The sequence below is a fragment of the Zeimonas sediminis genome (assembly GCF_023721795.1).
In the GTDB taxonomy this organism is placed as follows: domain Bacteria; phylum Pseudomonadota; class Gammaproteobacteria; order Burkholderiales; family Burkholderiaceae_E; genus Zeimonas; species Zeimonas sediminis.
Genome location: NZ_JAMQYE010000001.1, coordinates 514478 through 540608, shown reverse-complemented (window position 1 = coordinate 540608; position 26131 = coordinate 514478). Strand labels below are relative to the sequence as shown.

Here is a 26131-nt window from a genome sequence, read left to right as displayed (position 1 = left end):
CGGCATGTCGCGCTTCTTCATCGACCGCCCGATCTTCGCGGCCGTCCTGTCGATCGTCATCACGCTGGCGGGTCTGGTCGCCTCGCAGATCCTGCCGGTCGCCCAGTATCCGCAGATCGCGCCGCCCACCGTGACGGTCAACGCGAGCTATCCCGGCGCCAGCGCCGAGACGCTCGCGCGCACGGTTGCCGCGCCGATCGAGGAGCAGCTCTCGGGCGTCGAGAACCTGCTCTACTTCAACTCCAGCTCGTCGTCGAACGGCCAGGTCACGATCACCACCACCTTCGAGGTCGGGACCGACATCGACCAGGCCACCTTCAACGTCAACAACCGGGTGCAGCTCGCGCTGCCGCGGCTGCCCGACGAGGTACGCCGCAACGGCGTCACGGTCCAGAAGCGCTCGAACGACATCCTGCTGGTCGTCGCGCTCACGTCGCCCGACGGCCGCTTCGACACGCTGTACCTGTCCAACTACTCGTCGCTGAACATCGTCGACGAGCTCAAGCGCCTGCCGGGCGTGGCCGACGTCACGATCTTCGGCGCGCGCGACTACTCGATGCGGGTGTGGCTGCGGCCCGACCGGATGGCCTCGCTGGGGATCACGACCTCGGAGATCGCCGCCGCGATCCGCGCCCAGAACGCCCAGTACGCGGCCGGCAAGATCGGCGCCGAGCCGGCCGTGCCCGGCCAGAGCCTGGTCTACACGGTCACCGCGCGCGGGCGCCTGGTCGAGCCCGAGGAGTTCGGCGAGATCGTGGTCCGCGCCGGCGGCCCGCAGGGCATCCTCAGGCTGAAGGACGTCGCGCGGATCGAGCTCGGCGCCCAGAGCTACGACGCCTTCAACACGCTGGACGGCAAGCCGACGATCGGCACCGCGGTCTTCCTGCAGTCGGGCGCCAACGCGCTCGACGTGGCCGATGCGGTGCGCGCGCGGATGAACGAGCTGAAGGGCGCCTTCCCCGAGGGCCTGGACTACGTGATCCCGTTCGACACGACGCGCTACGTTTCGTCGTCGATCGACGAGGTCGTCAAGACGATCGTCGAGGCGGCCGTGCTGGTGGTCCTGGTCGTGTTCCTGTTCCTGCAGAGCTGGCGCGCGACGATCATCCCGATGGTGGCGGTGCCGGTGTCGCTGATCGGCACTTTCGCCGGCCTGTGGGTCTTCGGCTTCTCGATCAACACGCTGACGCTGTTCGCGATGGTGCTCGCGATCGGCATCGTCGTCGACGACGCGATCGTCGTGCTCGAGAACGTCGAGCGGCTGATGCGCGAGGAGAAGCTCGGCGCGCGCGACGCCGCGATCGAGGCGATGCGCGAGGTGTCCGGCGCGGTGGTCGCGATCGTGCTGGTGCTGTGCGCGGTGTTCGTGCCGGTCGCCTTCCTCGGCGGCATCGCAGGCCAGCTGTACCGCCAGTTCGCGGTCACCGTGGCGATCGCGGTGGTGCTGTCGGGCTTCGTCGCCCTGACGCTCACGCCGGTCATGTGCGCGCTGATGCTCAAGTCGGTCCACCACGAGTCCAGGCTGTTCAGGCCGTTCAACCGGGGCTTCGACGCGGTGACCCGGCTGTTCATGGCGGCGGTGCGTTTCGCCGCCGGCCACAAGGTGCTGTCGCTGCTGGCCTTCGGCGGCGTGCTCGCGCTGGCGGCCACGCTGTTCGTCCGCATCCCCGGCAGCTTCGTGCCTGCCGAGGACCAGGGCTACGTGATCGGCGCCATCGTGCTGCCCGACGGCGCGACGCTGGAGCGAACCGGCCGCTCCGGCGCCCAGATCCAGAAGATGTTCGAGGGGCACCCGGCGATCCAGAACATGTTCGTCGTGAACGGCTTCGACCTGATCGGCGGCGGAAACAAGAGCAACGCGGCCACGATCTTCGTGCCGCTGAAGGACTGGAAGGAGCGGACCCAGAGCGCGCCGCAGGTCGCCGGCGAGATCTTCATGAAGGGCATGGCGCTCACCGACGGCATGGCGCTCGCGTTCAACCCCCCCGCGATCCGGGGCCTGGGCACCGCCGGCGGCTTCGAGGTCTACGTGCAGGGCAGGGGAGACGCCGACCCGAAGCGGCTCGCCGAGGTGGTCCAGTTGTTCATGGCCGAGCTGCGCGCGAATCCGCAGCTGCAGGGCATCAACACCTTCTTCCGGCCCAGCGTGCCGCAGCTGCAGGTCGACGTCGACCGCGAGAAGGCGCTGTCGCTGGGCGTGTCGGTGCCGGAGGTGTTCGAGGCGCTGCAGGCCACGATGGGCACGCTGTACGTGAACGACTTCAACAAGTTCGGGCGCACCTACCGGGTGCAGCTGCAGGCCGACGCGCCGTTCCGGATGCAGCCCGACGACCTGGGCCGCGTCTGGGTGCGATCGGCGGCCAGCGGCGAGATGATCCCGCTCGATGCGCTGGTGGCGGTGCGCGGCATCGTCGGCCCCGAGCAGCTCGAGCGCTTCAACGGCTACGTGGCGGCCAAGGTGCTCGGCAGCGGCAAGCCCGGCGTGAGCTCGGGCGACGCGATTCGCGCGGTCGAGGAGGTCGCCGCGCGCACGCTGCCGGCCGGCTACTCGATCGCCTGGACCGGCCAGGCCTTCCAGGAGAAACGCACCGGCAGCGCGTCGGTGTTCGCCTTCGGCTTCGCGATCGTGATGGTCTACCTGATCCTCGCCGCGCTCTACGAGCGCTGGGGCCTGCCGGTCGCGGTGCTGCTGGCGGTGCCCTTCGCGATCGCCGGCGCGCTGGGGCTCGTCTTCCTGCGCGGGATGGAGAACGACATCTACTTCCAGATCGGCCTGGTCGTGCTGATCGGCCTGGCCGCGAAGAACGCGATCCTGATCGTGGAATTCGCGCAGCAGGCCTTCCTGGCCGGCAAGACGCCGCTGGAGTCGGCGTTGCAGGCGGCGCGGCTGCGCTTCCGCCCGATCGTGATGACCTCGCTGGCCTTCGTGCTCGGCGTGCTGCCGCTGGCGATCGCCTCCGGCGCCGGCGCCGCCGCCCGTCAGTCGATGGGCACCGGCGTGGTCGGCGGCATGCTGCTGGCGACCTTCGTCGCGCCGATCTTCGTGCCGCTCTTCTTCACCGTGACGGCGCGCAGGCGCCGCGGGCAGGGCTCTCCGGGCGGATCGAGCGCAGCGGGCGTGGCCGGGCCGCACGGCGATCAGGGAGAGCAGCAATGAGACGCGCACTCCTCGCGGCGCTCGCCGCGGCCGCGCTGTCCGCGGGCTGCGCGCTGTCCGGACCCGACTACCAGCGCCCGGCGACGACGCTGCCCGCGAGTTTCGACGAGGCCGCCTCGCCCGCGCCTTCGATCCCGCGCGACTGGTGGACGCTGTACCGCGATCCCGGGCTCGACGCGCTGCTGGGCGACGCGCTCGCGCGCAACGCGGACCTGCGGCTCGCGATCGCGCAGGTCGACGAGGCCGAGGCGGTGCTGCGCGAGGCCTGGGCCGTGCTCTCGCCCCAGGTCACGCTCGACGGCGGCGTGTCGCGATCGCAGGTCACGACCCGCGGTGCCACGCCGCTGCCGTCGGGCTTCCCGCGCATTCGAACCGACAACCGGATCGCGCTGTCGACCTCGTTCGAGCTCGACTTCTGGGGCCGCCTGCGCCGTGGCGCCGAAGCGGCCGAGGCCCAGACCTTCGCCACCCGCTACGCCCGCGACGTGGTCGAGCTGGCGCTGGCCGGCGCCGCGACCCAGGCCTGGTTCGCGCTTCGCTCGGTCGACTCGCAGATGGCGCTGACCCGCGAGACGCTGGCCCTGCGCGACGAGTCGCTCGAGCTGGTCAGGGCGCGCGCGCGCGGCGGCATCGCGTCCGACCTCGACCTGAACCAGGCCGAGTCGGCGAGGGCCGAAGCGGCGATCCAGCTCAACGAACTGCAGCGGCAGCGGGCCGCGCTCGAGCGCCAGCTCGGCGCCCTGTCCGGACGCCCCGAGCTGCGCGTCGAGGCCGGCGACCTGAATCGCATGCCGGTCCCCCCGGCGCCGCCCGCGGGGCTGCCCGCTTCGCTGCTCGACCGTCGCCCCGACCTACGCCAGGCCGAGGAGAACCTGGTGGCCGCGAACGCCCGGATCGGCGTGGCGAAGGCCGCGCTGCGCCCGACGATCTCGCTGACCGGCTCGCTGGGAGGCCAGAGCCGGGATCTTTCCGACCTGCTGTCCTCGGGCGCGCGGATCTGGTCGCTGGGCTTCGGCCTCACGTTGCCGATCTTCGATGCGGGCCGCCTCGAGGCCCGGGTCGACCAGGCCGAGGCGCGGCAGCGGCAGGCGCTGGCCGCCTACCAGAAGACCGCGGAGACCGCCTATCGCGAAGTGGCCGACGGCCTCGAGAACCTCGCGCGAGCGCGCCGCGCCGAGTCGGACCTGGAGGCGCGCCTGCGGGCCGCGCGCAACACGGTCAGGCTGGCCACGCTGCGCTACGAGGCCGGCTACTCGAGCTTCCTCGAGGTGATCGACGCCCAGCGGGTCGCCAACGACGCAGGGCTCGCGATGGTCCGGAACCGCCAGGCGATGCTGGCCTACAGCGTCGACCTGATGAAGGCGCTGGGCGGCGGCTGGACCGACCCGCTTCAGGCCGGGGCACCGGCCGCGCGGAACGGCGAGCGCTCGTCGAGTTCGTCGAGGTAGGCGCCGACCAGGCCGCCTTCGCGCGCCAGGAACCGGTCGACCGCCTCGGCGAAAGCCGGCTCGGCCAGCCAGTGCGCCGAGCAGGTCTCGACCGGCTCGAAGCCGCGCGCCATCTTGTGCTCGCCCTGGGCGCCGCCCTCGATGACCGCCAGCCTCCGATCGATCGCGAGCTCGATCGCCTGGTAGTAGCACAGCTCGAAGTGCAGGCAGGGCACGTGGGCCAGCGCGCCCCAGTAGCGGCCGTAGCAGCGCTCGTCGTCGACGACCAGCAGGCTGGCAGCGACCGGACGCCCGCCGTCGCGGGCCACGACCAGCACCAGGTTGCGGGGCAGCGCCTCGCCGATCCGCTCGAAGAAGGCGAGGTTCAGGTAGGGGGTCGAGCCGTGCGCCGCGTAGGTGTTCTCGTAGCAGCGCGCGAAGAAGGCCCAGTCGGCGGGCCGGATCGCCTCGCCCTGCAGCCGCTCGATCCGCAGTCCGGCCTCGGCGACCTTGCGCCGCTCGGCGCGGATCTTCTTTCGCTTGGGCTGCGACAGGTCGGCGAGGAAGTCTTCGAACGACGCCCAGCCGCGATTGCGCCAGTGGAACTGCACGCCGCGCCGGCGCATCGCGCCTTCGTCCTCGAGCAGCGTCGCGTCGCCGTCGGCGGGGAACAGCACGTGCAGCGACGACAGGCCGCTGTCGCGCGCCAGCGCCATCAACGCCCGGGCGGCCCCCGCGCGCGAGGCCGGATCGGCCGCGAGCAGCCTGGGGCCCGCCACCGGCGTGAAGGGCACCGCCGACAGCAGCTTCGGGTAGTAGCGCAGCCCGTGCCGCCGGTAGGCGTCGGCCCAGGCCCAGTCGAACACGTACTCGCCGTACGAGTGCGACTTCAGGTACAGCGGCACCGCGGCGAGAAGCCGGCCGCCGGAGTCCTCCAGCAGAAGGTGGCGCGGCGACCAGCCGGCCTCGTCGCCGACGCATCCGGTCGATTCGAGCGCCGCCAGGAACTCGTGCCTCAGGAAGGGCTGCGGGACGCCGCCGCAGGCCGCGCCGGCCAGCGCGTTCCAGTCGGCGCAGGACACCCCGGAGAGCCCCTCGACCACTCGCGTGCGATAATCGGCCGCTTCGAACAACCCCTTTCCTCCATGCGAATCGCCGCTGCCCAGCTCAACCAGACCGTCGGTGATTTCCGGGGCAACGCCGATCGCATTATCGAGGCGGCGCGCGAGGCGGCCGCGCTCGGGGTGCGGGTATTGCTGACGCCCGAGCTGTCGCTGACCGGCTATCCGCCCGAAGACCTGCTGCTGCGCGACGCCTTCCAGCGGCGCAGCGACGAGGCACTGGCGCGGATCCGCGAGGCCACGGCCGACCTCGACCTGTATTTGCTGGTCGGCCATCCGCTGGTCGAGGGCGAAGGCGCCGCGCGCCGGCGCTTCAACGCGGCGTCGCTGCTCCACGCCGGGCGCATCGCGGGCATCTGCCACAAGCGCGAGCTGCCGAACTACGCGGTCTTCGACGAGGCGCGCTACTTCGCGCGCGGCGACACCCCCTTCGTCTTCGACGTGGACGGCATCCGGCTCGGCGTCGCGATCTGCGAGGACTTCTGGTTCCCGACCGCGCCGAAGGCGCTTCGCGACGCTGGCGCGCAGGCGGTGCTGGTGCTGAACGCCTCGCCCTACCATCTGGGCAAGCAGCACCAGCGGCTCGACACCGCGCGCGCCAACGTGTGCGCGCTGGGCCTGCCGATGCTCGCGGCGAACCTGGCCGGCGGGCAGGACGAACTGGTCTTCGACGGGCTGTCCTTCGCGCTGAGCGCGGCAGGCGAGCTGGCCGCGCAGGGCAGGGCGTTCGAGCCCGACCTGCTGGTCGTCGAGCTGGCGGCCGAAGGCGGTCGCGCCGACATCGCCAGGCAGGCCGTGGCCGAGCTGCCGCAGCTCGAGGCCCAGGTCTACGGCGCACTGGTGCTCGGCGTTCGCGACTACATCGGCAAGAACGGCTTTCCCGGCGCGATCATCGGCCTGTCGGGCGGGGTCGATTCGGCGCTGGTGCTGGCGATCGCGGTCGACGCGCTGGGCGCCGACAAGGTGCGTGCGGTGATGATGCCTTCGCCGTACACGGCCGAGATCTCCTGGATCGACGCGCGCGACATGGCGCACCGGCTGGGCGTGCGCTACGACGAACTGCCGATCGGCGCCTGCTTCGACGCCTTCCGCGCCACGCTCGCGCAGGAGTTCCACGGCCTGCCCGAGGACACCACCGAGGAGAACCTGCAGGCGCGCATCCGCGGCACGCTGCTGATGGCGCTGTCGAACAAGTACGGCTCCATCGTGCTCACCACCGGCAACAAGAGCGAGATGGCGGTCGGCTACGCCACGCTCTACGGCGACATGGCGGGCGGCTTCGCGGTGATCAAGGACATCGCCAAGACGCTCGTGTGGCGCCTCTGCCGCTGGCGCAACACGGTGTCGGACGTGATCCCCGAGCGGATCATCACCCGGCCGCCCTCGGCCGAGCTCAAGCCCGGCCAGACCGACCAGGACTCGCTGCCGCCCTACGAGACGCTCGACGCGATCGTGCGGATGTACATGGAGGAGGACCGCAGCGTCGACGAGATCGTCGCCGCGGGCCATCCGGCCGACGCGGTCGCCAGGGTCGTGCGGCTGATCCAGGTCAACGAGTACAAGCGCCGCCAGGCGCCGGTCGGCATTCGCGTCACGCATCGCGCGTTCGGGCGCGACTGGCGCTACCCGATCACGTCGAAGTTCAGGGACTGAAACGACCTTCCGGAGATGACATGAAACAGATCACCGCGATCATCAAGCCGTTCAAGCTCGACGAGGTCCGCGAGGCGCTCGCCGAGGTCGGCGTTTCGGGCCTCACCGTCACCGAGGTCAAGGGCTTCGGCCGCCAGAAGGGGCACACCGAGCTCTACCGCGGCGCCGAGTACGTGGTCGACTTCCTGCCCAAGATCAAGGTCGAGGTCGTCCTGAACGACGAATCCGCCGAGCAGGCGATCGAGGCGATCACGACCGCCGCGCGCACCGGCCGGATCGGCGACGGCAAGATCTTCGTGGCCAACGTCGAGCAGGCGATCCGCATCCGCACCGGCGAGACCGACGACAGCGCGATCTGAGCCGCGCGCGTCCGGATCAGGCGGCAGGCGGGCCGGCGCGCGACGCGGGCCGCGCCAGGCGGCGAAGGCCGCGCACCAGCAGCCGGATCGCGAAGAACGCCAGCGCCAGGAAGACGAGCAGCACGCCCAGGAAGACCAGCGGCGAGCCGAGCGCGAGCCACAGCCCGGCAGGCACCAGCAGGTCCTCGGCCGACGACACCAGCAGGTTGGAGAAGGGCTCGGGCGAGGTGTTGACCGCGGCGCGCGTACCGGACTTGGCCAGGTGCGTGGTGGCGGTCAGCGAGCCCCCGAGCAGCGCCGCTGCCACGGCGGCTGCCGTACCGGCGTCGCCGAACACCGCGGCGGCCAGCGCCGCGCCCGCCGGGATGCGCACGAAGGTGTGCAGGCCGTCCCAGATCGTGTCGAGCAGCGGCAGCTTGTCGGCGAACAGCTCGACCGCCGCCATGAAGGCCGCCGCCCCGATGACCAGCGGGTGCGCCAGCACCTCCAGGTGGGCCGGCAGGCTCCACCAGCCCAGCGTGTGCGCGAGCCCGAGGAGGAACACGACCGCGTAGAGCCGGATTCCGGCCCCCCAGGCCAGGGCCGCCGCGAGCGCCACCTCGGGCAGGAGGGGCAGCATCCGGTCGATCGCCCCGTCCACGGCCTTCAGCCCGGGCCGGCCCGGGTCACGCGCAGCAGGGCGATCAGCACGCCGGCGCCGCCGTCGTTGGGCCGCGCCTCGCAGAACGCGAGCACCTCTTCGCGCTGGACCAGCCAGCGCGGCACCTTTCGCTTGAGCACCGGCTCGCGGCCGATCGAGCCCAGGCCCTTGCCGTGAATGATCCGCACGCAGCGGACCTCGTCGCGAACCGCCTTGCCCAGGAAGGCGACCAGCGCCTCGCGGGCCTCGTCGACCCTGAGCCCGTGCAGGTCGATCTGGGCGCGCACCACCCATTCGCCGCGGCGCAGCCGGCGCACGACGTCCGCGCCGATGCCGCTGCGCCGCCACGACAGCGCGTCGTCGGTGTCGAGCCAGCGGTCGATGTCGATCTCGTCGGACAGCGACTCGGCGAGCACCGCCTGCTCGTCGCGCATCCGCTGGACCGGCACCGCCGGCGGCGCGGGCGGCTTCGGCTCGACGCGCCCGGTCGGCTCGAGCGGAACGACGTCGGCGAGCTCGGAACGGAAGAGGTTGGCTTCGCGGGCGGCGCGCGCGGCGGCCTCGCGCTCGCGGCGCCCGGCCTCGCGGGCCAGCCGCGCCCTCTCGGCGAGCGCGTCGCGCAGGCTCGCGAGGCCGGACAGGTCCTCGATCGGCTTGCCGCGGCGAGCGGCGGGCGGCTGACGGCGCATCGGTCCGCTGCGCGACGACGGGCCTGGAGCGGCTCGGGAGCCGGCCTCAGTGCCCCTCTTGCGCCTCCAGGTAGCGCTGGGCGTCGAGCGCCGCCATGCAGCCGGTCGCGGCGCTGGTGATCGCCTGCCGGTACACGTGGTCCTGCACGTCGCCGGCGGCGAACACGCCGGGCACGCTGGTGGCCGTGGCCTGGCCGCTCAGCCCGCTCTTCGTGACGATGTAGCCGTTGGCCATCTCGAGCTGTCCCTGGAACAGCTCGGTGTTCGGCGAGTGGCCGATCGCCACGAACACGCCGGTCAGCGGCAGGTCGGTGGTCTCGCCGCTGCGGTTGTCGCGGATCCGCACGCCGGTCACGCCGGTCGCGTCGCCGAGCACCTCGTCGAGCTCGTGGAACCAGCGCACCTCGGCCTTGCCGTCGCGCACCTTGTCCATCAGCTTGTCGATCAGGATCGGCTCGGCGCGGAAGCGGTCGCGGCGGTGGATCACGGTGACCTTGCGCGCGATGTTCGTCAGGTACAGCGCCTCCTCGACGGCCGTGTTGCCGCCGCCGATCACGCAGACGTCCTGGTTGCGGTAGAAGAAACCGTCGCAGGTCGCGCAGGCCGACACGCCCTTGCCCATGAAGGCCTGTTCGGAGGGCAGGCCCAGGTACTTGGCCGACGCGCCGGTGGCGATTATCAGAGCGTCGCAGGTGTACTCGCCGGCGTCGCCGATCAGCCGGACCGGGCGCTCGTCGAGCTTCGCCGTGTGGATGTGGTCGAAGATCATCTCGGTGCCGAAGCGCTCGGCGTGCTTCTGGAAGCGCGCCATCAGGTCGGGCCCCTGGACGCCGTCGGCGTCGGCGGGCCAGTTGTCGACGTCGGTGGTCGTCATCAGTTGCCCGCCCTGGGCCATGCCGGTGATCAGCACTGGCTGCAGGTTGGCGCGGGCGGCATAGACGGCGGCGGTGTAGCCGGCCGGGCCGGAACCCAGGATCAGCAGGCGGGCGTGGCGAGGTGCGGACATGATCGGAGAATCCGTTTCGTTCCGGCTCGCGGGCACACAGCGTGCCCGCCCGCCGGAGGCGTTGCAAAAAACTCAAAAAATCATCGGCTTAGCGCGAGGTTTTTTGAGCGCTTTGTTAAATCTTGCGCGAGTAGGGCAGAATTATAGGGATTCCGGCCGTATGCAATACGGTCGAGCCCTGAAATCCGAGGTGGGTATGCGTCAGGAAGAAAACAAGCTTTTCCTTCGCCGGATCCCGTTGCTGGCCGGCCTGAGCGAGCAGCAACTCGACGCCCTGGCGGCAGGCAGCACCCGCCGCAGCTTCCCGCGCGGGCGCACGATCGTCTCGGAAGGCGAGCCCTCCCAGTCGCTGTACGTGCTGCTGTCCGGCAGGGCCAAGGTGCAGCGATCCGACTCCGAGGGCAAGGAAGTGATCCTCGCGGTGCTCGGCTCGGGCGACTGGTTCGGCGAGATGAGCATGATCGACGACGCGCCGCGCTCGGCCAGCGTGATCACGCTCGAGCCCTGCGAGTTCATGGCGATCGAGAAGACCAGCTTCCGCAACCTGCTCAGGGAGAGCCCCGACGTCAGCATGGCGGTGATGCGCCAGCTGGTCGGACGCCTGCGCGAGGCCGACCGCAAGATCGAGACGCTGGCGCTGCTCGACGTCTACGGCCGGGTGGCCCGGGTGCTGCTCGATTTCTCCGAGGAGATCAACGGCGAGAGGATCGTGCGCAACCGGCTGCCGCGCCAGGAGATCGCGAAGATGATCGGGGCGTCGCGCGAGATGGTCTCCCGGGTCATGAAGGGACTCGAAACCGAGGGCTTCGTCGTGCCGTTGCCCGAGGGGCGGATGCTGCTGCGCGAGAAGCTCGGCTCCTTCACCCACTGAACCACCGATGTCCCGCAGTTCCACGCTGTCCGGCGGCGCCAGCCGCACTTCCGCCTTCGTGCTGCCCGACCGGGCGGTGCGCCTGATCCACGAGACCCGCTGGCTCGCGCTGGCCGTGCTGGCGCTGTTCCTGCTGCTGATCCTCGCGACCTACGAGCCGGCCGACCCCGGCTGGTCGCACGCCGCGCCCGATCGCCTCGTCCAGAACGCCGGCGGGCGGGTCGGCGCATGGTTCGCCGACCTGCTGCTCTATCTGTTCGGCTTGAGCGCCTACCTGCTGGCGCTCGCGATGGGCGTTTCGGTCGTGCGCGGCATGGCCCGGCTGCGCGCCGCGGCGCGCGCGAACGCAAGCCCCAGGCGCGGCGCCAAGGCCGAGACCGAGGGGCCCGAGAGCCGCTTCGCCTGGGAGCGCTGGCTCGGTTTCGGGATGCTGCTGCTCGGCTGCGTGGCGCTCGAATCCGCCCGCCTCCACACCCTGGATGCCGACCTGCCGTTCGCGCCGGGCGGCGTGCTGGGCAGCATCGTGGCCACGCCGCTGCTCGACGCGCTGGGCGCGGTCGGCGGCACGCTGGCGCTGCTTGCGCTGGTCGCGGCGGGCTTCAGCCTGTGGTCGGGCTGGTCGTGGCTGACGATCTTCGAGCGTGTCGGCACCGCGCTGGAGTGGGCGGCGCTGCGCGCGGTCGAGGTCGTCTCGGCCCGCAAGGACCGGCGGATCGGCGAGGTCGCCGCCAGCGCGCGCGAAGAGCAGGTCCAGGAGAAGCGCAAGATCTTCGAGGAAGACCCCGCTCCGGTTCGCATCGAGCCGCCGGTGGCGCGGATCCAGCCGTCCGAGCGCGCGGTCGCCGAGCGGCAGTCCACGCTGTTCATGGACCTGCCGGCCGACACCGAGCTGCCGCCGCTGTCGCTGCTCGACGAGCCGCCCGCCCAGCAGGAGACCGTCTCGGCCGAGACCCTCGAGTACACGTCGCGGCTGATCGAGAAGAAGCTGTCCGACTTCAACGTGGCGGCCAACGTCGTCGCCGCGCAGCCCGGGCCGGTCATCACCCGCTACGAGATCGAGCCGGCCACCGGCGTGAAGGGCAGCCAGATCGTCAACCTGTCGAAGGACCTGGCGCGCGCGCTGTCGCTGGTGTCGATCCGGGTGGTCGAGACCATCCCCGGCAAGAACCTGATGGGGCTGGAGCTGCCGAATGCCCGCCGGCAAACGGTTCGCCTGTCCGAGATCCTCGGCTCGCAGGTCTACGCGAACAGCGCCTCGCCGCTCACGCTGGCGCTGGGCAAGGACATCGCCGGCAACGCGGTGGTGGCCGACCTGGCCAAGATGCCGCACCTGCTGGTGGCCGGCACCACCGGCTCGGGCAAGTCGGTCGGCATCAACGCGATGCTGCTGTCGCTGCTCTACAAGGCCGACCCGAGCCAGGTGAGGCTGATCCTGATCGACCCGAAGATGCTCGAGATGAGCACCTACGAGGGCATCCCGCACCTGCTGGCGCCGGTGGTCACCGACATGCGCCACGCCGGCAACGCGCTGAACTGGTGCGTGGCCGAGATGGAGCGCCGCTACCGGCTGATGAGCAAGCTGGGCGTGCGCAACCTGTCGGGCTACAACGCGAAGATCGCCGACGCCGAGAAGCGCGAGGAGCTGATTCCGAACCCGTTCTCGCTGACCCCGGACGCGCCCGAGCCGCTCGGCCGTCTGCCGCAGATCGTGGTGGTCATCGACGAGCTGGCCGACCTGATGATGGTCGTCGGCAAGAAGGTCGAGGAGCTGATCGCACGGCTGGCCCAGAAGGCGCGGGCAGCGGGCATCCACCTGATCCTCGCCACCCAGCGGCCGTCGGTCGACGTGATCACCGGCCTGATCAAGGCAAACATCCCCACGCGGATCGCCTTCCAGGTGTCGAGCAAGATCGACTCGCGCACCATCCTCGACCAGATGGGCGCCGAGTCGCTGCTCGGACAGGGCGACATGCTGTACATGCCGCCCGGCACCGGCCTGCCGATGCGGGTGCACGGCGCCTACGTGGCCGACGACGAAGTTCACGCGGTCGTCCAGCACTGGCGCGAGCTCGGCGGCGAGCCGCAGTACGTCGAGGGCATCCTCGAAGGTGGCGTGCCCGACGAGGTCGACGCGGGCAGCGCGGTCGGCTTCGGCGGCCTGTCGCAGACGCTGGCCGAGGCCGGCGTCGACGGCGAAGCCGACCCGATGTACGACCAGGCGGTGGCGGTGGTGGTCAAGCACAAGCGCGCGTCGATCTCGCTGGTGCAGCGCCACCTGCGCATCGGCTACAACCGCGCCGCCCGCCTGCTCGAGCAGATGGAGAAGTCCGGGCTGGTGTCGGCGATGGCCTCCAACGGCAACCGCGAGTTGCTGGTGCCGCAGCAGAAGGGCGAGGACTGACCCGCCGCGCATGCCGGTGCCCCGGCGCGGCGTGCTAATTTCTCGGCCATGATCAAGACCGCATTCAGACGCTCGGCGGGCGGGCGCCGGTCCGACCGGCGCCGCAGCCTGTGCGCGGCGCTCGCGATCGGCGGCCTCGCCGCCGTCGTCCAGGGCTTCGCCGCCTCGCCAGCCTCGGCGGCCGGCCTCGACCAGTTGCGGCTCTTCCTGACCGAGACCCGCAGCGCCCGCGGCGTGTTCACGCAGAAGGTGCTGCGGGCCAACGGGCAGGCGCTAGAGTCCACGCAGGGCGCGTTCGCCTTCGCGCGGCCCGGCAAGTTCCGCTGGGAGGTCCGCAAGCCCTTCGAGCAGCTGATGGTCGCCGACGGCGAGCGGCTCTGGTTCCACGACAAGGACCTGAACCAGGTCACGATCCAGAAGCTGGGCGCGGCGATGGGCGCGACGCCCGCAGCGATCCTGTTCGGCACCGCCGAGATCGACAAGGCGTTCACGCTTTCCGAGCTGGGCGAGCGCGAAGGCCTCGAGTGGATCGAGGCCCTGCCGAAGAACGCCGACCAGGGCTTCGACCGGATCGCGATCGGCTTGCGCAACGGCCTTCCCGAGGCGATGGAGGTGCGCGACGCCTTCGGCCGCACCTCGGTATTCGCGTTCGCCGCGATCGAGCGAAACCCGGAGCTCGCGGCATCGCTGTTCCGCTTCTCGCCGCCCGCCGGCGCCGACGTCATCGAGCAGAAATGAAGATCGAAGCCGCCCCGCTGCAGCAGCCCGCCTTTCCGCCGCCGGCGCGCCCCGGCGATCCGCTCGATGCGGTCGACACCCCGGCGCTGGTCCTCGATCTCGACGCGAGCGACGCGAACGTCGCGGCGCTGCACCGGCAGGCCGCCGCGGCCGGGCTCGCGGTGCGCGCGCACGGCAAGGCCCATCGCTGCCCGGCGCTCGCGCTGCGCCAGGTGGCCGCGGGCGCGATCGGCGTCTGCGTGCAGAAGGTCGGCGAGGCCGAGGGCTTCGCCGCGGCCGGCGTGCGCGACATCCTCGTCACCAACGAGCTGGTCGACCCCTCGAAGTGCCAGCGGCTCGCCCGGCTGGCCGGGCAACCGGGGCTGCGGCTCGCGGCCTGCGTCGACGACCCGCTTCAGGTGCAGCGGCTCGCCGAGGCCTGCGCCCGGGCGGACACCCGGCTGGAGGTCCTGATCGAGATCGACGTCGGCCAGAAGCGCTGCGGCGTCGAGACCGTCGAGCAGGCGCTGGCCATCGCGGCCGCGATACAGCGGGCCGCGCCGCGGCTCGCGCTGCGCGGCCTGCAGGCCTACCACGGCCGCGCCCAGCACCTGCGCGGCGTCGCCGAGCGCGCCGACGCGATCGCGCGGGCCGCCGGCGTGGCGGGCGAGTTTCGCGCCGCACTGGAACGAGGCGGATTCGCGATCCGCGAGATCAGCGGCGGCGGGACCGGCAGCTTTCCGAACGAGGCGGGCGCGGGCATCTGGACCGAGATCCAGGCCGGTTCCTACGCGCTGATGGACCTCGACTACCGGGCCAACGCGGCGGATCCGGCGGCGCCGCAGCTTCGCCAGGCGCTGGGCGTGATGACCGCCGTGATCAGCCGCCGCGCATCCCACGCGGTGCTCGACGGCGGCCTGAAGAGCTTCGCGGTCGACTCGGGCCTGCCTGCGATGCGCGATCCGCGCTGGCGGGTCGTGAGCCTGTCGGACGAGCACACCGTCGTCGAGCCGCTCGCCGGGGCGCAGCCGCTCGAGCTCGGCCAGCGGCTGATCCTCGACCCGGGGCACTGCGACCCGACGGTCAACCTGCACGACTGGATCGTCGGCTACCGCGGCGACCGGGTCGAGGCGGTCTGGCCGATCCTGCCGCGCAGCGCGTCGCGCTGAACGCGCGCGAGCCGGGGAACCGATCGTGAGCACCGCGACCCTCAGGCACGGCGGCGGCGAAGTCGGGGTGATCGCGCTGGTCGCGTCGGCGCACGGGGTCTCGCACTTCTTCCACCTGGTCCTGCCGCCGATGTTCCCGTGGCTGCGCGAGGCCTTCGGCCTGAGCTACGCCGAGCTCGGCCTGCTGATGACGCTGCTGTTCACCGTGTCGGGCCTCGGCCAGGCGCTGGCCGGCTTCCTGGTCGACAGGGTCGGGCCGGCGCCGGTCATGCAGGGCGCGTTGGCGCTGTTCGCCGCCGGCGCCGTGCTGATCGGGCTGGCATCGTCGTGGGAGTGGCTGGCCGCCGGCGCGGTCCTGATCGGGCTGGGCAACGCGCCCTTCCATCCGGTCGACTACTCGATCCTGAACGCGCGGGTCGCCACGCCCCGGCTCGGCCACGCCTACGCGATGCATGGCGTGGCGGGCAGCCTGGGCTGGGCGAGCGCGCCGGTCTTCATGGTCGGCATCGCGCAAGTTGCCGGCTGGCAGTCGGCCTTCCTCGGCGCGGCCGTCGTGGCCGCCGCAATGCTCGCTGCGGCCAGCCTTCGCCGCGACCTGCTCGCGACCGACAACGAGGCGTCGGCGCGCCGGGGCGGCGCACGGGGCAGGGCCGATGCGGGTGCCGGCGGCGTGTCCGCAGCCCACGGCGACCCCTCGACGACGGCCAGCGGCGCTTCCGGCCCCGCACGATCGCCCGCCGGCAGCGCGCTGGACTTCATGCGGCTGCCGGCCGTCTGGTTCAGCTTCGCGTTCTTCTTCGCGAGCGCCTTCGCGCTCGGCGGCGTGCAGAGCTTCGGCCCGGAGTCGGCGCGCCTGCTGCACGACGTGCCGCTGGGCATCGTCGCCGTCTGCCTGACCGCCTACATGCTGTCCAGCGCGGCCGGAATGATCGCCGGCGGATTCGCGGCCACCGACCCCTCGCGCGCCGAGCGCACGATCGCGATCGCGTTCGGTCTGGCCGCGGTGGTCGCGGTCACGCTGCCATTCGTGCCTTGGCCCGGCGCGGCGATGCCGGTGCCGTTCGCGCTGATGGGCTTCGCCGCAGGCATCGCGAATCCGTCGCGCGACCTGCTGATTCGCAGGGCCGCGCCGCCCGGCGCTACCGGCCGGGTCTACGGTGTCGTCTACTCGGGCCTCGACCTCGGCATGTCGATCGCGCCGCCGATCTTCGGCCTGATGCTCGACCGGAGCGCGCCCGCCGGCGTATGGATCGGCATCGCGATCGCGCAGTTGCTGATGATCGCCGGCGCGTTCCGGGCCGGCGGCGCGGCGCGCGCCCAGGCGGCTGCCGCGCAGGCGGAGCGCGCGGCCTGACCGGCCATGAGCGGGGAACGAGCATCGTGACGCCCCCCGGACCCGATCTGTTCGGCGACACGCCAACAGGCGCGGCGGCGAGCCCGGACATGCGCGCAGAACCGGCGCGGGCAGGCTCGAACGCTCGCACGGGACACGAAGGCGCAACGGTGCCGCTCGCCGAGCGGCTTCGGCCCCGCACGCTCGACGAGGTGATCGGCCAGCGCCACCTGCTCGGGGCGGGCAAGCCGCTGCGGGTGGCCTTCGAGTCGGGCAAGCCGCACTCGATGATCTTCTGGGGCCCGCCCGGCGTCGGCAAGACGACACTCGCGCGGCTGATGGCCGACGCTTTCGACGCCCACTTCATCGCGATCTCGGCGGTGCTCGGCGGGGTCAAGGAGATTCGCGAGGCGGTGGCAGTGGCCGAGCAGCAGCGCGCCGCCGGTCGCCGCACGATCCTGTTCGTCGACGAGGTCCACCGGTTCAACAAGGCGCAGCAGGACGCCTTCCTGCCGCACGTCGAGAGCGGACTGTTCACGTTCATCGGCGCCACCACCGAGAACCCGTCGTTCGAGGTGAATGGCGCGCTGCTGTCGCGGGCGAGGGTCTACGTGCTGCAGCCGCTGTCGCAGGAGGAGCTGGTCGAGCTGTTCGACCGGGCGGTCGTGGCGCTTGGCGACACCGAGGCCCCGGGCGAAGGGCGAGCCCCGGGCGAGACGCCGGCAGCCGACGAGGCGCCGGCGCGGATCGCCTTCGACGAGGTCGCCCGCGAGCGCCTGACCGGCTGGGCCGACGGCGACGGCCGGCGGCTGCTGAACGCGATCGAGATCGTGGCCGACGCCGCGCGCGGCCTGCGCCGCAACCGGGTCGACGGCGACTTCCTCGAGCAGGCGCTGTCGCAGAACCTGCGCCGCTTCGACAAGGGCGGCGACGCGTTCTACGACCAGATCAGCGCGCTGCACAAGTCGGTGCGCGGCTCCGACCCCGACGCGTCGCTTTACTGGCTGTGCCGGATGCTCGACGGCGGCGCCGACCCGCGCTACCTGGCGCGCCGCATCGTGCGGATGGCCAACGAGGACGTCGGCCTTGCCGACCCGCGCGCGCTGACGCTGGCGCTGGAGGCCGCCGAGGTCTACGAGCGCCTCGGCTCGCCCGAGGGCGAGCTCGCGCTGGCGCAGGCGGTGGTCTACCTTGCCTGCGCCGCGAAGTCCAACGCGGTCTACATGGCCTACAAGCGCGCCCGCGCCTTCGTGGCGGAGCACGGCTCGGCGCCGGTGCCGATGCACCTGCGCAACGCGCCCACGAAGCTGATGAAGGGCCTGGGCCACGGCAAGGGCTACCGCTACGCGCACGACGAGGATGGCGGCTACGCGGCCGGGGAACGCTACTTCCCGGACGGCGTCGAATCGCCGGTCTTCTACCAGCCGGTGGAGCGCGGGCTCGAGATCAGGATCCGCGAGAAGCTGGAGTGGCTTCGGGCGCGGGATGCGAAGGCGGAGAACCCGCGAGACGACTGAACACGACGCGTGCGAGCCGGCGCATCGGCGCGCGATCCGCCGGCTGGAACGGAGGGCCTGAGGGCGGCGGCCGCGTGCATGCCGCGGCGCATGCGGAGTGATTGCGCGCGGTCAATACTGACGGGCGGTCAAAGCGTGTTAATCACGCATGGCCGCCGCGTCGGCGGGCGAGCCTCCTGAAAACAGAAAGGAAGAAGGGCAAAGCCAAATGATCGAGACCAGATCGCTGCGTGTGCTGGCCATCGCAGGCCTTTTCGCAGGCTTGCTCGGCGCCTGCGGGGGAGGGGGCGGCGACAGCACGCCCGCAGTCCCGATCGCAGACACGGCCGAAGCCTGGTGGAACCAGGAAGCCGCAGGGCGCTGGGCTTTCACGGTCACCGACACCCGTCCCGGGCTTGCCGGCTCGCGGGTCAACCTGGTCACGATAGAGCCCGCCCCGGCCGGCTCGGCGCCCGGCATCGTCAACTTCGTGCACAGCACCGGCCTGGTGGACGGCGAGCGGATGGAGGAGCCGCGCTTCTTCGACGGCAGCGCGATCCAGGCGGTCGTCGACCTGGCGACCGGCGAGGCCTATCCCGAGGTCCCGGCGCCTCTGCTCGCCGACGTCAAGACCACCATCTACGACGACAGCGAGGCGATCGACTTCGACGGCGACGGCGTGACCGACGGCACGCTCCGCCTGCTCGTCACGGTCGCGCTCGCGACCGAGGCGAGCAGGACGGTGCCCGCGGGGAGCTTCTCGAACGTGCTGCGCGCGCGGACCGAGATCACGGTCAGCGTCACGGTGCCGGCATTGGCCTACTCGGACTCGGTCACCTCCTCGCTGACCACCTGGTATGCGCCGGGCGTCGGGCCGATCCGCCGCGAGTACGTCGACCCGCTCTTCAGCGCGCCGAACAACGTCGCCTATGAGGAGTTGTCGGGGGTCTCGCTGGCTGCGGTCAAGGCCGGCACGGTGCCGGGCTTCGTCGTGCTCGATGCGATCGGCGCCGGCACCGACAGCGGCATCGCCGGCATTCCCGCCATGGCCAGCGACGGCAGCAACGTCCTCATCGTGTCGAACAAGGAAGCCGGAGCGTCCGACACGCTGGTCGGCGCGATCATGGCGCCCGATGGCACCCGACTCTGGCAGGGCACGCTGGTCGACGACGGCAGCTCCAACTTCAACTCGCTGTATGCGGCGGCAAGCTTCGACGGGCTGAATTACCAGGTCTTCTGGGTGCGCCCGTCGGACGGGGTCCTGGTCGGGCAACGGCTGTCGCCCTCGGGAACGGTCCTCGGCCCGCTCGCCGGAACGCCGGTTGGCGCGCCGATCGGCACCAGCGCCCGGTTGGCGGCGGCAAGCGACGGCAGCAACGTGCTGCTGGTCTGGCAACGTTTCGCGAACGGGACCACCTGGGTGACCGAGGGGCAACTCATCGATCGCAACGGACAGGCCATTCCCGCCACCTCGTTCAGCCTGGCAACCGGCGAGGCCGACGTCAGCGTGGCGCGCTCCGGGGCCGGCTACCTGATCGCGCGGGCGAGCCCGCAAGGCGGCACGGTGGGCTTCGTCCGGGTCAGCGATACCGGCGTCTTGCTCGACGCCGACTGGCAGGAACTCGCCGGTTCCGGGCCCTTCGCGACCGATCCGCGGGTGACTGCTCATCCCGACGGCTTCCTGGTCGGATGGACGTCCTGGGCTTCGTCGCCGAACGCCGGCATCACGAACACGATCCTGTCGCGCCGAATCGCCTTCGACGGAAACGTGCTGGATGCCGCCGACGTGGCGATCGACGCCAACCCGATCTCCGGTCGCTTCGGCTTCGCGCTCACCGGATCCGGGCAGGGCCTCTTCGCGGGCTGGGTCAAGGACCTCACGCTCGATCCGATGCAGACGGCCGACCGCGCGCGCGTCGCCCGGGCGCCGTGGGCTTCCGGCGCGCCGGTCTTCGGCACGCCGGGTTCCTACTGGTACACCACGCCGGCGCTGCAACCGCCTCCCGACGCGTACCCGGTGGCCGTCGCCGCCGGCGACCGCTACGTGATGGCCTGGCTGGAGAACCTCCAGTCGGCGGCGACCCCGTCGGATCGCGTGGTGGCGACGATCGTGCATCCGCCCACGGCGCGCTGAGGGCAGGGCGGCCCGAAGGCCGCGGCAGAGAAACGACCGGTAGCCACGAAGGGAAGGGGTTCGAGGGGGCGAGCTTGATAAACTCGCCCCCTTTGGCGCTCTCGCGCCCCTTGGCCAGCGACATCACCTTTCCGGCGAGCGTTTTCCGCCGCTTCCTCCCATGCTCGACATCGCCCAGCTCCGCAAGGATCCCGAAACCGTCGCCGCCCGGCTCGCGTCGCGCGGCTACCGGCTCGACCTCGACGCGTTCCGCGAGCTCGAGTCCGAGCGCAAGGCGCTGCAGGTGCGCGCCGAGGAGCTGCAGGCGAAGCGCAACGCGCTGTCGAAGTCGATCGGGCAGCTCAAGGCGCGCGGCGAGGACACCTCGGCCGTGATGGCCGAGGTCGCCGGGCTCGGCGACGAACTGAAGACTGCCACCGAGCAGAGCGACCTGGTGCGCGAGCGGCTGAACGACTGGCTCGCGCAGGTTCCCAACCTGCCGCACGAGTCGGTGCCGGTCGGCCGCGACGAGCACGGCAACAAGGAGATCCGCCGCTGGAGCCCCGAAGGCCGCGACCCGAAGCCGCTGGGCTTCGCGCCGCGCGACCACGTGGACCTGGGCGCGCCGCTCGGGCTGGACTTCGAGGCCGCTGCCAAGCTGTCGGGCTCGCGCTTCGCGGTCATGAAGGGCCAGATCGCCCGCCTGCACCGCGCGCTCGCCCAGCTGATGCTCGACGTGCAGACCGGCGAGCACGGCTACACCGAGTGCTACACGCCCTACATCGTGAATGCCGCCACGCTGCGCGGCACCGGCCAGCTGCCGAAGTTCGAGCAGGACCTGTTCGCGGTCAAGAAGGGCGGCCAGGAAGGCGAGGGCGAGGCGCTCTACCTGATCCCGACCTCGGAGGTGTCGCTGACCAACCTGGTGGCCGGCGAGATTCTTCAGGCCGACGCGCTGCCGATGCGGCTCACCGCGCACACGCCGTGCTTCCGCTCCGAGGCCGGGTCCTACGGCCGCGACACCCGCGGCATGATCCGGCAGCACCAGTTCGACAAGGTCGAGATGGTGCAGATCGTGCACCCGGAGAGGTCCTACGAGGCGCTCGAGGAAATGGTCGGCCACGCCGAGGCGATCCTGCGCCGGCTCGACTTGCCGTACCGGGTCATGGCGCTGTGCACCGGAGACATGGGCTTCGGCGCGGCCAAGACCTACGACCTGGAAGTCTGGCTGCCGGCGCAGAACGCGTATCGCGAGATCTCGTCGGTGTCGAACTGCGAGGCCTTCCAGGCCCGGCGGATGCAGGCGCGCTTCCGCAACGCGCAGGGCAAGCCCGAACTGGTCCACACGCTGAACGGCTCCGGCCTGGCGGTCGGCCGCACCCTGGTCGCGGTGCTGGAGAACTTCCAGCAGGCGGACGGCAGCATCGTCGTGCCGCCGGCGTTGCGGCCCTACATGGGCGGGTTGGCGAAACTGGAACCGGCGGACTGACGCGGCTTCGCTGCCGAGTGGCAGACTGCCCCGCACTTTTTGCTATACTTTCTGGCTTCGCACCACGCATTGTCGATTGCCTGAGCTCCACGGAATTCAGGCGATCGGGCAAGGTACTCCGGAGAGGTGGCAGAGTGGTCGAATGCGCCGGACTCGAAATCCGGTATACGTGCAAGCGTATCGTGGGTTCGAATCCCACCCTCTCCGCCAAGATCCAGTCTCCGAGCGTCACGGAACGCGTCGCGAGCCCCCCGAGAGCCCCGTATTCCATTGCGATACGGGGCTTTCCTGTCTCTGGTCGGCCTGCAACGGGTCTTGCCATCCAGGCTTTTCCGTTGGCCTGGCACCTATACTGAACGGCACCACGGGCGCGTTCCGTCTCGATCGCGTCCTCCGCGAACCACCGTCAGTGACGCCGTGTCACGACAATGACGCCGCCCGGCGAGTCATTCGATTCCCTTGCCGTGGCGCCGCCGCCAACGCCGACCGGCTCCCCGGAGGGATCACGTGGACAAACTTTCGGTCATGCGGGCATTTTGCCGAATCGTGGAGCGAGGCAGCTTCGCGAAGGCGGCGGAGGACCTGCAGGTGTCGCCGGCTCTGCTGAGCAGCGACCTGAAGCGACTCGAGCAGCAGCTGGGCTGCGCCCTGCTGGCGCGAACCACGCGCCGCATGTCGCTGACCGAGCACGGACGGCTCTACTACGAGGAGGCAAAGCGCATCCTGGCCGACATCGATCGCTCCGAGGAGGCGGTGCGCCAGGCGGCGGGCCAGGTCCGCGGGCGGCTGAGCGTCAACGCCCCCCATTCGTTCGGCGTGACCGTGCTGGCGTCTCTGCTGCCTTCGTTCCTGGCCCGGCATCCCGAGGTCGATTTGAGCGTGAGCTTCGACGACCGCGTGATCGACATGATCGAGGGCGGGTACGACCTGACGATCCGCATCCGGGCCGGTCTGCCCGATTCGGGCCTGGTCGCTCGCGGGATAGCGCCAGTGCGGCAGGCACTCTTCGCGTCCCCGGCGCACCTGGCTCGGCACGGCACGCCGCAGCGGACGCAGGATCTCGCGTCCCACCCTGTCGTCGGCTACCTGCACGCGGACGATGCAACGGCGTGGATCTTGCACGGCCCCGAGGGAGCGGTGACGCTGCCGCACCGAGCGCGCCTGAAGGTGGGCAGCAGCCTGGTGCTGCGCGACCTGCTGATCGCCGGTAACGGCATCGGCGCGCTGCCGGACTTCCTTTCCGATCCTGCCGAGCGCGAAGGGCGCCTGGTCCGCGTGCTGCCGCGGCATGCGCTGCCGAGCCGGCACGTGTATGCGGTCTCGGCCTCTCGCCGGAGCGTGGACGCGAAGGCGCTGGCTTTCGTCGACCATCTGCAGGCCGCACTGGCGAGGCCGCGCCACGATTCTTGAACGAGCGTGAAGAGTGAATGTGCGGCACGCCTCTTTTTCGCGGGGGCCCGGTCTTTCATCCTTCGTGGCCTGACCTCACCAGACACGAAGGGACATCATGACCCGCATTCTCGTTCTCTACTACTCCAGCTACGGCCATGTGCGCGCGCTCGCCGAGGCCGAGGCCGAAGGCGCGCGCAGCGTGGACGGCGTGCAGGTCGACCTGCGTCGCGTGCCCGAGACAGTGCCGCTGCCGGTGCGCGAGCGCGCCGGCTTCCAGCCTGACGAGACGCCCGAGATGACCGTCGCCGAGCTGACGCAGTACGACGCGATCATCCTGGGAACGCCGACGCACTTCGGCACCATGGCCGGTGCGGTCAAGCAATTCATCGACCAGGCCGGCGGACTCTGGGCTCGCAACGCGCTGGCGGGGAAGGTCGGCGCGGTGTTCACTTCCACCGGCAGCCAGCATGGCGGGCACGAGATGACGGTCCTGTCGACGCATGTCCCGCTGCTGCACTTCGGCATGGTCATCGTCGGCATGCCCTACACCTTCGCGGCTCAAACGCGCCACGACGAGATCGTCGGCGGCTCACCCTATGGCGCGGGCACGATCGCCGGCCCCGACGGATCGCGGCGACCGACCACCACAGACCTGGCCGGCGCCCGGTTCCAGGGCCAGCACGTGGCTCGGGTCGCCGCCGCACTCGCAGGGGCGTCGCAAGGCGCTGTTCTTGCGGAGGCCGCATGATGCGCCGCGCCCCCACGCTGACACTGGAATTTTTCCACGACGTCGTCTGCGGCTGGTGCTTCAACCTGTCGCCGCGGCTGCGCGCGCTGGCCCGCGACTTCGATCTCGACATCCGGCATCGCACCTTCGTCCTGCAGGACAGCCCCGCCCGAATGGCCGAGGTGTTCGGCTCGCCGGCAGCGGCCAAGGAGACGATCCTCGGACACTGGGCGGCCTGCGCAGCGGCCAGCGACGCTCCGGAACGCTTCGCCATCGATCGCATGCGCGCCGCAGCCTTCGACTACCCGCACGGCCTGCCGGGTGCGCTCGCCTGTCAGGCGGCCCAGCGGCTCGGCGGACAGGACGGCCACTGGCGACTGTTCGATGCCTTGCAGGATGCACACCTCTCGCAGGCGCGCAACGTCGCCGACACCGAGGTGCTCGTGGACGTGGCGCGCAGCGTCGGCTTCGATGGCGCCACCTTTCGGTACTGTCTGATGGATGGACGCACGCGCATGGCGGTAGAAGCCGACCGCGCCATGGCACGGCATCTCGGCGTGCGCTCGGTGCCAACGGTGATCGTCGCCGAAACGGGCGCCCGGCTGCGCAACGGCCCGCTGAACGACCTTCGCGCACAACTGCAGAAGCAGCTGCGATGGGCCGGCCGATCGCCAGCGACCGGTGCGGCACGCACGCCTGCGTCGGAGACGAGGCCATGAAGCGGACGCCCGACCTCTTGCTGACCGCGCTGGCGCCTGCCGTGTGGGGCAGCACCTATTTCGTCGCCACCGCGTGGCTGCCCGAGGGGCGGCCGATGACGCTGGCCATGCTGCGTGCGCTGCCAGCGGGCCTGCTGTTGCTGGCGATCGTGAGGCGCTTGCCGTTGCGAGAGCGTCTCCCGCAGGTGCTCGTTCTGGGCACGCTCAACTTCGCCGTCTTCTGGACGCTGCTGTTCGTCGCGGCCCAACGCCTGCCGGGCGGAGTTGCCGCCACGCTCGGGTCTGCGCAGGCGCTGCTGGTCCTGCTGTTCGCCCGCGGCCTGCTGGGTACGCCGGTGCGCGCGGCATCGGTGGCTGCGGCCGTCGCAGGCGCGCTGGGCGTGGGACTGCTGGTCATGGGCCCGGCGGCGACACTCGATCCGCTCGGGCTCGCCGCTGGCGCCGGCAGCGCGGCGGCGATGGCCGCGGGAACCGTGCTGAGCCGCAAGTGGCAATCCGGGGTCGGGCCATTGACGTTCACCGCCTGGCAGTTGACGGCAGGCGGAATGGTCCTGCTGCCGATGGCGCTGCTCTCCGAGGGGCGACTGCCCGCCCTCGACGCCGTACATGTCGGCGGTCTCGTCTACCTCGGCCTGATCGGCGCAGCGCTGACCTACTTCCTGTGGTTCCGCGGGATTGCGCGGCTGGGGCCAGCGACCGTGTCGCTGCTCGCACTCCTGAGCCCGGTGACCGCGGTCGGCATCGGATGGGTCGCGCTGGACCAGCGCCTGACGGCGATGCAGTGCATCGGCGTGCTCGTGGTGCTTCTCTCGGTGGGCGTGGGACAATGGGCTGCGTCACGGCCCGAGGTTCCCTTCGCCCGGCGAATTCCTGGCGCGCGCCCCGTCACCCTCTTGCGATGACCGATCCCGCCACCGCTCCCGGTTTCCGCCCAGCCGCCGGACTGGCCGGCGCCCTCTATCTCGTCATCATCGTCGCGGGGGTCTGGAGCGAGGCGGCCGTGCGCGCTCCGCTCCTGGCGCCGGACGATCCTGCGAGCGTTTTCGCGGGCCTGCAGACCTCGCTGGGCATGGTGCGGGCCAGCATCGCAGCCGACACCGTGATGCTGATCGCTGACGTCGCACTGGCCGTGCTGCTGTTTCGACTGCTGCGGACTCACGGCCCGGCGCTGGCGCTCGCAGCCATGGCCTTTCGCCTGATGCAGGCGGCCGTGCTCGGCGCCAACCTCCTGAACCTGCAAGCCGCCGTGCTGCTTGCCGAGGACGGCCGGGCAGCTGTCATGCTCGGTGACGGCGCGGCCGCTCTCGCGACCTTGCGACTGCAGGCGCACGCCCACGGCTACGACCTGGGGCTGGCGTTCTTCGGCGTCAACGCCGTGCTCACCGGCGTCCTGCTGCTGCGCTCGCGCTGGGCGCCGCGCGCGCTCGGCCTGTTGGTGACGGCCGCCGGCGGGGTCTACCTCGCCGGCAGCGGCGTGCGCCTGCTCGCGCCGGGGCTGTCCGCGACATTTGGGCCGGCCTATGCCCTCCCGTTGCTGGCCGAGTCGGCGTTCTGCCTGTGGCTGTTGTGGGTGAGCCTGCGCCGCGGCGCGCCTCCGGCTCGAGTGCTGCCCTCGCGCTGAATCCGGTGACGATGAAGGATGAAGGGACGGC

The 26131-nt window shown here is 71.2% G+C and carries 21 protein-coding genes and 1 tRNA gene; 18 read left to right on the top strand and 4 right to left on the bottom strand.

The window, feature by feature from the left end; all coding sequences use genetic code 11:
- Positions 1 to 4: 4 nt before the first annotated feature.
- Positions 5 to 3157: an efflux RND transporter permease subunit gene (locus M6I34_RS02505; protein ID WP_272484139.1), complete on the top strand. Its 3153-nt coding sequence runs from the start codon at positions 5 to 7 to the stop codon at positions 3155 to 3157.
- A complete protein-coding gene (locus M6I34_RS02500) occupies positions 3154 to 4605 on the top strand; it encodes an efflux transporter outer membrane subunit (RefSeq protein WP_272484138.1) in 1452 nt (483 codons plus the stop codon). Before M6I34_RS02505 ends, M6I34_RS02500 begins: the two co-directional genes overlap by 4 nt.
- Here the strand turns inward: M6I34_RS02500 and M6I34_RS02495 are convergent.
- Positions 4548 to 5717 (bottom strand): GNAT family N-acetyltransferase, encoded by a 1170-nt coding sequence (locus M6I34_RS02495; RefSeq protein ID WP_272484137.1) that lies wholly within the window; start codon positions 5715 to 5717, stop codon positions 4548 to 4550. The genes M6I34_RS02500 and M6I34_RS02495 overlap by 58 nt on opposite strands.
- Positions 5718 to 5729: 12 nt before the next feature.
- Here M6I34_RS02495 and M6I34_RS02490 point away from each other — a divergent pair, with 12 nt between their 5' ends.
- Positions 5730 to 7358: an NAD+ synthase gene (locus M6I34_RS02490; RefSeq protein WP_272484136.1), complete on the top strand. Its 1629-nt coding sequence runs from the start codon at positions 5730 to 5732 to the stop codon at positions 7356 to 7358.
- Between the two features lie 20 nt (positions 7359 to 7378).
- On the top strand, positions 7379 to 7717 hold the full coding sequence (locus tag M6I34_RS02485) for a P-II family nitrogen regulator (RefSeq protein ID WP_272484135.1): 339 nt from the start codon (positions 7379 to 7381) through the stop codon (positions 7715 to 7717).
- A gap of 16 nt (positions 7718 to 7733) precedes the next feature.
- Here M6I34_RS02485 and M6I34_RS02480 read toward each other — a convergent pair whose 3' ends face one another.
- Genes M6I34_RS02480 through trxB form a run of 3 tightly spaced genes read right to left on the bottom strand, consistent with a single transcriptional unit; the run spans position 7734 to position 10052 of the window.
- On the bottom strand, positions 7734 to 8336 hold the full coding sequence (locus M6I34_RS02480) for a DUF4126 domain-containing protein (RefSeq protein WP_272484134.1): 603 nt from the start codon (positions 8334 to 8336) through the stop codon (positions 7734 to 7736).
- 26 nt (positions 8337 to 8362) lie between these two features.
- Positions 8363 to 9046: a Smr/MutS family protein gene (locus M6I34_RS02475; RefSeq protein WP_272484133.1), complete on the bottom strand. Its 684-nt coding sequence runs from the start codon at positions 9044 to 9046 to the stop codon at positions 8363 to 8365.
- A gap of 46 nt (positions 9047 to 9092) precedes the next feature.
- The gene (gene trxB / locus M6I34_RS02470; RefSeq protein WP_272484132.1) at positions 9093 to 10052 is read right to left on the bottom strand and encodes a thioredoxin-disulfide reductase; all 960 of its coding nucleotides are present in this window, start codon (positions 10050 to 10052) and stop codon (positions 9093 to 9095) included.
- Between the two features lie 196 nt (positions 10053 to 10248).
- On the opposite strand from trxB, the gene M6I34_RS02465 reads away from it, so the two are divergent.
- The 14 genes from M6I34_RS02465 to M6I34_RS02400 all read left to right on the top strand — a co-directional run bounded on the left by M6I34_RS02465 (position 10249) and on the right by M6I34_RS02400 (position 26100).
- The gene (locus M6I34_RS02465) at positions 10249 to 10923 is read left to right on the top strand and encodes a Crp/Fnr family transcriptional regulator (RefSeq protein ID WP_272484131.1); all 675 of its coding nucleotides are present in this window, start codon (positions 10249 to 10251) and stop codon (positions 10921 to 10923) included.
- Positions 10924 to 10930: 7 nt separating this feature from the next.
- Entirely contained in the window at positions 10931 to 13324 is a 2394-nt protein-coding gene (locus M6I34_RS02460; protein WP_272484130.1) for a DNA translocase FtsK, read from the top strand.
- A 48-nt stretch (positions 13325 to 13372) separates the two neighbouring features.
- Complete coding sequence (lolA, locus tag M6I34_RS02455; protein ID WP_272484129.1) at positions 13373 to 14062, top strand: outer membrane lipoprotein chaperone LolA; 690 nt, start codon at positions 13373 to 13375, stop codon at positions 14060 to 14062.
- Complete coding sequence (locus M6I34_RS02450; protein WP_272484128.1) at positions 14059 to 15210, top strand: DSD1 family PLP-dependent enzyme; 1152 nt, start codon at positions 14059 to 14061, stop codon at positions 15208 to 15210. The genes lolA and M6I34_RS02450 overlap by 4 nt, the downstream gene beginning before the upstream one ends.
- 25 nt (positions 15211 to 15235) lie before the next feature.
- Entirely contained in the window at positions 15236 to 16564 is a 1329-nt protein-coding gene (locus tag M6I34_RS02445) for an MFS transporter (RefSeq protein WP_272484127.1), read from the top strand.
- An 89-nt stretch (positions 16565 to 16653) separates the two neighbouring features.
- Positions 16654 to 18060 carry a replication-associated recombination protein A gene (locus M6I34_RS02440; protein WP_272484126.1) on the top strand — a complete coding sequence of 469 codons (1407 nt, stop codon included), beginning with the start codon at positions 16654 to 16656 and terminating at the stop codon, positions 18058 to 18060.
- 208 nt (positions 18061 to 18268) lie between these two features.
- Entirely contained in the window at positions 18269 to 20173 is a 1905-nt protein-coding gene (locus M6I34_RS02435) for a hypothetical protein (RefSeq protein ID WP_272484125.1), read from the top strand.
- A 160-nt stretch (positions 20174 to 20333) separates the two neighbouring features.
- Positions 20334 to 21641: a serine--tRNA ligase gene (gene serS / locus M6I34_RS02430; protein ID WP_272484124.1), complete on the top strand. Its 1308-nt coding sequence runs from the start codon at positions 20334 to 20336 to the stop codon at positions 21639 to 21641.
- Positions 21642 to 21761: 120 nt separating this feature from the next.
- A tRNA-Ser gene (locus M6I34_RS02425) sits at positions 21762 to 21851 on the top strand.
- Between the two features lie 297 nt (positions 21852 to 22148).
- Positions 22149 to 23051: a LysR family transcriptional regulator gene (locus M6I34_RS02420; RefSeq protein WP_272484123.1), complete on the top strand. Its 903-nt coding sequence runs from the start codon at positions 22149 to 22151 to the stop codon at positions 23049 to 23051.
- Between the two features lie 97 nt (positions 23052 to 23148).
- Positions 23149 to 23781 carry an NAD(P)H:quinone oxidoreductase gene (gene wrbA, locus M6I34_RS02415; RefSeq protein ID WP_272484122.1) on the top strand — a complete coding sequence of 211 codons (633 nt, stop codon included), beginning with the start codon at positions 23149 to 23151 and terminating at the stop codon, positions 23779 to 23781.
- Positions 23778 to 24479, top strand: a complete 702-nt coding sequence (locus M6I34_RS02410; RefSeq protein WP_272484121.1) for a DsbA family oxidoreductase — start codon at positions 23778 to 23780, stop codon at positions 24477 to 24479. Before wrbA ends, M6I34_RS02410 begins: the two co-directional genes overlap by 4 nt.
- Positions 24476 to 25381, top strand: a complete 906-nt coding sequence (locus tag M6I34_RS02405) for an EamA family transporter (protein WP_272484120.1) — start codon at positions 24476 to 24478, stop codon at positions 25379 to 25381. Before M6I34_RS02410 ends, M6I34_RS02405 begins: the two co-directional genes overlap by 4 nt.
- Positions 25378 to 26100 (top strand): DUF4386 domain-containing protein, encoded by a 723-nt coding sequence (locus M6I34_RS02400; RefSeq protein WP_272484119.1) that lies wholly within the window; start codon positions 25378 to 25380, stop codon positions 26098 to 26100. Before M6I34_RS02405 ends, M6I34_RS02400 begins: the two co-directional genes overlap by 4 nt.
- The last annotated feature ends 31 nt before the right edge of the window (positions 26101 to 26131 follow it).